General features: G+C 72.9%; 6 protein-coding genes. All 6 read left to right on the top strand.

The window, feature by feature from the left end; all coding sequences use genetic code 11:
* Nucleotides 1-412: methyltransferase family protein (locus ACXJKB_RS15160; protein ID WP_457189733.1), on the top strand; the 412-nt coding region annotated here is incomplete at its 5' end.
* Nucleotides 413-534: 122 nt separating this feature from the next.
* A complete protein-coding gene (gene kdgD, locus ACXJKB_RS15155; RefSeq protein WP_457189731.1) occupies nucleotides 535-1461 on the top strand; it encodes a 5-dehydro-4-deoxyglucarate dehydratase in 927 nt (308 codons plus the stop codon).
* Nucleotides 1462-1499: 38 nt separating this feature from the next.
* Nucleotides 1500-2999: an aldehyde dehydrogenase (NADP(+)) gene (locus ACXJKB_RS15150; protein ID WP_457189729.1), complete on the top strand. Its 1500-nt coding sequence runs from the start codon at nucleotides 1500-1502 to the stop codon at nucleotides 2997-2999.
* On the top strand, nucleotides 2996-4327 hold the full coding sequence (locus ACXJKB_RS15145) for an enolase C-terminal domain-like protein (RefSeq protein WP_457189727.1): 1332 nt from the start codon (nucleotides 2996-2998) through the stop codon (nucleotides 4325-4327). Before ACXJKB_RS15150 ends, ACXJKB_RS15145 begins: the two co-directional genes overlap by 4 nt.
* Nucleotides 4328-4339: 12 nt before the next feature.
* Nucleotides 4340-5278, top strand: a complete 939-nt coding sequence (locus ACXJKB_RS15140; RefSeq protein WP_457189725.1) for an alpha/beta hydrolase — start codon at nucleotides 4340-4342, stop codon at nucleotides 5276-5278.
* Nucleotides 5279-5370: 92 nt separating this feature from the next.
* Complete coding sequence (locus ACXJKB_RS15135) at nucleotides 5371-6450, top strand: YihY/virulence factor BrkB family protein (RefSeq protein ID WP_457189723.1); 1080 nt, start codon at nucleotides 5371-5373, stop codon at nucleotides 6448-6450.
* Nucleotide 6451: the final 1 nt, after the last annotated feature.

Raw genomic sequence — 6451 nt, 5'->3', positions numbered from 1 at the left:
GCGCGGGCTGTCCCGCGGGGCGCCGCCGTCCTCCGGGCCCAGGCAGGCGGCCGCGGCCGTCACGGCGGCGACCTCGCTCGCGCTGGCGGGCGGAGCGGCGAGCCGGTTCCGGGCGCAGCACACGACCGTCGAGCCGTTCGACCCCTCCAAGGCGTCGTCCCTGGTCGTCTCGGGGCCCAACTCGCGCACCCGCAACCCGATGTACGTCGGGATGGCCGGCCTGCTCGTCGCCAACGCGCTCCGCCGGGGTTCCTGGCCGGGCGTCCTGCCGGTCGCCGTCTTCGTGGCGGTCATCGACCGCTTCCAGATCGCGGCCGAGGAGCGGGCGCTCGCCGATCGCTTCGGTGCCGACTACGCCGCGTACCGCTCGAGCGTCCCGCGCTKGCTCGGCACCAGGTCGTTCTCCGGATAGATACCCCCAAGGCATCACTGGATTCAGAAACGGGCTTGGACAGGCATCGTCAAGTCTTCCTAGGTTGGTGAGCACCGCCACATCCGTGGGGCACCGACCCACGGCCGACCGAAGGACGCAGCGTGACGAAGTACAGCCCGACCGAGCTCGTCGAGACCCTGGGCAGCGGCCTGCTGTCGTTCCCGGTCACCCACTTCGACGCCGACCTCCAGTTCGACGAGCCCGCCTACCGCGCGCACCTCGAGTGGCTGAGCGGCTACGACGTGGCCGGCCTGTTCGCCGCCGGAGGCACGGGTGAGGGCTTCTCCCTCAACGCCGAGGAGACCGACCGCGTCGTGCGCGCCGCCATCGCCGGCGCCGCCGGCAAGGTGCCCGTGCTCGCCCCCGCCACCGGCTCGACCGTCAACGCCGTCGCGCAGGTCAAGGCCGCGGAGGCCGCCGGCGCCGACGGCATCCTGCTCATGCCGCCGTACCTCACCGAGGCGGGCCAGCGCGGCCTCGTCGAGCACATCAGCGCCGTGTGCGCCGCGACCAACCTCGGCGTCATCTTCTACTCGCGCGCCAACGCCGTGCTCGGCGCCGACGCGCTCGAGCAGGCCTGCCAGCGCAGCGCCAACCTCGTCGGCTTCAAGGACGGGGTGGGTGGGATCGAGCAGATGACCCGCACCTACGCCCAGCTCGGCGACCGCCTGTTCTACGTCGGCGGCCTGCCCACCGCGGAGGTCTTCGCGCTGCCGCTGCTCCAGCTCGGCGTGACCACCTACAGCTCCGCGATCTTCAACTTCGTGCCGCAGTTCGCGCTCGACTTCTACGCCGCTGTGCGCCGCCAGGACCGGACCGCCGTCTACGCGATGCTCAACGACTTCGTCATCCCCTACACCAAGATCCGCGACCGCGAGCCCGGCTACTCGGTGTCGATCGTCAAGGCGGGCCTCGCCGCCGTCGGTCGCCCCGCCGGTCCGGTGCGCCCGCCGCTGTCCGACCTGCTCGACGCCGAGCGCGACGAGCTGCAGACCCTCGTGGACAAGGTGGCAGGCTCGACGGCCTGACCGCACCATCCCCGCGCTCGACCCACCGGAAGGAATCCATGTCTGACCTCGCCACCTCGATCATCGCCGGCACCGACTCCGAGCAGCCCGACGTCGCCGCCGCCACCGCGGCCGCCGTCGAGGCGTTCGCCGCCTACCGCGCCACCACCCCCGAGGAGCGGAGCGCCTTCCTCGAGGCGGTCGCGGCCGAGATCGAGGCCGACAAGGACGCGATCATCCCGGAGGCGGTCCGCGAGAGCGGGCTGCCCGAGGGGCGGATCACCGGCGAGGTCGGCCGCACCACCGGCCAGCTGCGGATGTTCGCCGGCGTCGTCCGGCAGGGCGACCACCTCGGCGTGCGCATCGACCCGGCGCTGCCGGACCGTGCGCCCCTGCCGCGCGCCGACATCCGGCAGCGGATGGTGCCGCTGGGCCCGGTCGCGGTCTTCGGGGCCAGCAACTTCCCCCTCGCGTTCTCCACCGCGGGCGGCGACACCGCCTCGGCGCTGGCCGCCGGCTGCCCCGTCGTCGTGAAGGGCCACCCCGCCCACCCGGTCACCGGCACCCTCGTCGCCCGCGCGATCACCCGCGCGGTCGAGAAGTCCGGCCTGCCCGCCGGCACGTTCTCCTTCGTCCTCGGTGGCATCGAGACCGGCCAGGAGCTCGTGGCCGACCCGCGCATCGCCGCGGTCGGCTTCACCGGCTCGCGTGGCGGGGGCCTCGCCCTCGTCCGTGCCGCCGCCGAGCGCGACGTGCCGATCCCGGTCTACGCCGAGATGTCGTCGATCAACCCCGTCGTCGTGCTGCCCGGCGCGCTCGAGGGTGACGTCGCCGCGCTCGCCCAGGCGTACGTCGGCAGCCTGACGCTCGGCTCCGGCCAGTTCTGCACCAACCCCGGCCTGCTCTTCCTGCCGTCCGGCGAGCGCGGTGACGCGTTCCTGCGTGCCGCCGGTGAGGCGGTCAGCGGCGCATCCGGTCAGCAGATGCTCACCCCCGGCATCGCCGACGCCTACGCCAGCGGCACCGCCAGCCTGCGCGGCACCGACGGCATCCGCGTCGTCGGCGAGGGCTCCGCCGCCGGCGAGCACGCCCCCGCGCCGGTGGTCTACGAGGCACCTGCCGAGCTGCTCGCGATCGACGACAGCACCGTGACCGACGAGGTGTTCGGCGCCGCCGGCGTCGTGGTGAGGTACGACGACGTGGCCGCCCTGCTGCCCCGCCTCGAGGCCCTCGAGGGCCAGCTCACCGCGACCGTCCACGCCACCGACAGCGACGTCGAGGACGCGACCGCGCTCCTGCCCGTCCTCGAGCTCAAGGCCGGCCGGGTGCTCTTCAACGGCTGGCCGACCGGTGTCGAGGTCGGCCACGCGATGGTCCACGGCGGTCCCTACCCGGCCACGTCCGACTCGCGGAGCACCAGCGTCGGCAGCCTCGCCATCGAGCGCTTCCAGCGTCCGGTCGCCTACCAGGACGTGCCGGCCGCGCTGCTGCCCGAGGCGCTGCGCGACGACAACCCGTGGGGGCTGCTCCGTCGCATGGACGGAACCCTCGAACGATGACGACCACCATCGCAAAGGTCGACGTCGTCCCGGTCGCCGGCCACGACTCGATGCTGCTCAACCTGAGCGGCGCCCACGGCCCGTTCTTCACCCGCAACATCGCGATCGTGGCCGACTCCGAGGGACGCGAGGGCCTCGGCGAGGTGCCCGGCGGTGAGGCGATCAGGCAGACGATCGCCGACGCGGCCGAGATCCTCGTCGGCCAGCCCGTCGCGATGTTCCGCACCCTGCTGCGTCGCGTCGCCGCGGCGTACGCCGACCGCGACGCCGGTGGGCGCGGCCTGCAGACCTTCGACCTCCGCACCACCATCCACGCGGTCACGGCGCTCGAGTCGGCGCTGCTCGACCTGTCGGGCCAGGCGCTCGGCGTGCCGGTCGCCGAGCTGCTGGGCGAGGGCCAACAGCGCGACAGCGTGCCGATGCTCGGTTACCTGTTCTACGTCGGCGACCCCGACCGGACCGACCTGCCCTACCTCCGCGAGCACTCGTCCTCGGGGGGTGCCGACGACTGGGAGAAGGTCCGCCGCGAGAAGGCGATGACCCCGGAGGCGGTCGTCCGTCTCGCCGAGGCCGCGCAGGGCCGCTACGGCTTCACCGACTTCAAGCTCAAGGGCGGCGTGCTGCCGGGCGAGGAGGAGGTCGCGGCCGTCACCGCGCTCCACGAGCGCTTCCCCGACGCGCGGATCACCCTCGACCCCAACGGCGGCTGGCTGCTCGAGGACGCCGTCCGCCTGCTGACGGGCAAGGACGACGTCCTCGCCTACGCCGAGGACCCGTGCGGCGCCGAGGGCGGCTACTCCGGGCGCGAGGTGATGGCGCAGTTCAAGCGCCGCACCGGGCTCCGCACGGCCACCAACATGGTCGCCACCGACTGGCGCCAGATGGCCGACGCGGTGCGCACCAACGCCGTCGACATCCCGCTCGCCGACCCGCACTTCTGGACGATGGCGGGCTCCGTCCGGGTCGCCCAGCTGTGCCACGACTTCGGCCTGACGTGGGGCTCGCACTCCAACAACCACTTCGACGTCTCGCTGGCGATGTTCACCCAGGTCGGCGCAGCCGCCCCGGGCGAGATCACCGCGCTCGACACGCACTGGATCTGGCAGGACGGCCAGGGCCTGACGACCGATCCGCTGCAGATCCGCGACGGCGCGATCGAGGTGCCCGACACCCCGGGCCTCGGCGTCGCGCTCGACCGCGACCGGCTGGCGCAGGCGCACGAGCTCTACCTCGAGCACGGCCTCGGTGCGCGCGACGACGCGGTCGCCATGCAGTACCTCGTCGACGACTGGGCCTTCGACCCCAAGCGTCCCTGCCTCGTCCGATGACGGTGCGCTGAGGTGCCGCTCGACCCCGACCTCGCCGTCTTCATCGGCGAGGTCGAGAAGAAGCGCGGGCGCCCTGTCTCGGAGATGACCGTCCCCGAGGCGCGCGCCGGCATGCGGGCGCTGCGCGTCGACAGCGTGCGTCCGGAGGACGTCGTACGCATCGGGGCGGTGACCGACGAGCTCCTCGACGAGCTGCCGGTGCGCGTCTACCGGCCGGCGGCCGTCGACGGCCCGGTCGCGACGGTCGTCTACCTCCACGGAGGCGGCTGGTTCCGCGGCGACATCGACACCCACGACCAGGTCGTGCGCCGGCTGGTCCGCGACACCGGCGCGGTGTTCGTGAGCGTCGACTACCGCCTCGCGCCCGAGCACCCGTGGCCCGCCGCCACCCACGACGCCGTCCGCGCGGTGCGTGCCGTCGCGGCTCGACTGGAGTCGTACGGCGGCTCCGACGTGCTCGCCGTCGCGGGCGACTCGGCCGGCGGCAACCTCGCGGCCATCGCGACGCAGGAGCTGCGCGGCGAGGTGGAGATCGCGGCGCAGCTGCTGGTCTACCCGGCCACCGACCTGCTCGGCCACCACCCGTCGAAGGACGAGTTCGGCACCGGCCACCTCCTGACGACGGAGATGACCGACTACATCAACACCCTCTACTTCTCCGGCGAGGCGCCGGCTTCGGGCGACTGGCGGCACTCGCCGCTCCACGGCGACCTGACCGGGCTGCCGCCGGCCGTGGTCGCCACCGCCGGGTGCGACCTCCTCCGCGACGAGGGGGAGGCGTACGCCGCCGCGCTCGCCGCCGCGGGCGTGCGCGTCGACGCGGTCCGCTGCGACGGGATGATCCACGGCTTCATGGACCAGGGCCACGTGAGCCAGGCGGCGGCCGACGCCACCCTCGACGTCAACCGCCGCTTCGCCCGACTGCTGCACGAGGTCGCCCGGGACGGGTGAGCGGCCACCACCCACACGCTTCCGGGTCGAGCGACCCACCCGTGAGTGGCCCGACCCCGCATGGGCCGCCCCCGGGCGGGCACTGGGGTGACATGACGCACCGATCCACCACCACCGACGGCGAGTCCACGAGCGAGGAGCGCGAGCGGACCGCCCCCGCTCCCGACGCGCCGGGCAAGCCCGACTCGCCCAGCGACATCGCCAAGCCGACGTGGGGCTACGCGCTCCGCAAGACCGTGCGCGAGTTCATGGACGACGAGTGCACCGACCTTGCGGCGGCGCTGACTTACTACTCCGTGCTCGCGCTCTTCCCGGGCATCATCGCGCTGCTCTCGCTGGTCGGCCTCGTCGGCCAGCAGCAGCAGACGGTCGACACGTTGCTCCAGGTCCTGCGCGACATCGGCGCCTCGTCGGCCGCCGACACGCTCGAACCGACGATCAACCAGCTGGCGGGGAGCCAGGGCGCCGGGCTCGCGCTCGTCATCGGCCTCCTCGTCGCCCTGTGGTCGGCCTCCGGCTACGTCAACGCCTTCAGTCGCGGGATGAACCGCATCTACGAGATCGACGAGGGGCGCCCGATCTGGAAGCTGCGCCCCGTCATGCTCCTCATCACGCTGGTGACGGTGCTGCTGGCCGCGCTCGTCGCGGTCGGACTCGTCCTGACGGGCCCCGCCGCCGAGGCGGTGGGCAGGGCGATCGGGCTGGAGTCGACCGCCGTGACCGTGTGGAGCATCGCCAAGTGGCCCGTGCTGCTGGCCGTCGTGGTCCTCATCGTCGCCCTCCTCTACTACGCCACCCCCAACGTGAAGCAGCCCAAGTTCCGCTGGATCAGCGTCGGCGCGATCGTCGCCATCGTGGTGTGGGTGATCGCGTCGGCCGCGTTCGGCTTCTACGTGGCGAACTTCTCCAGCTACGACAAGACCTACGGCTCGCTGGCAGGTGTCATCGCGTTCCTGCTGTGGCTGTGGATCACCAACCTGGCGCTGCTCTTCGGTGCCGAGCTCGACGCCGAGCTCGAGCGCGGTCGTCAGCTCCAGGCCGGCATCGCGGCCGAGGAGGAGCTGCAGCTGCCTCCTCGCGACACCCGCAAGTCCGACAAGGCTGCCGCCAAGGAGCAGAAGGACATCGAGCGCGGGCGCAGGCTGCGCGAGTCGCGGGGACGACGCTCCTAGG

This window comes from Nocardioides sp. P5_E3 (genome assembly GCF_054049275.1).
The sequence above is the reverse complement of the archived record's forward strand: the minus strand, read 5'-3'. Positions and strand labels throughout refer to the sequence as shown.

Coding starts and splice junctions, on each gene's coding strand:
- ACXJKB_RS15150 (WP_457189729.1), top strand. CDS start 1,500: ATGTCTGACCTCGCCACCTCGATCATCGCCGGCACCGACTCCGAGCAG.
- ACXJKB_RS15145 (WP_457189727.1), top strand. CDS start 2,996: ATGACGACCACCATCGCAAAGGTCGACGTCGTCCCGGTCGCCGGCCAC.
- ACXJKB_RS15135 (WP_457189723.1), top strand. CDS start 5,371: ATGACGCACCGATCCACCACCACCGACGGCGAGTCCACGAGCGAGGAG.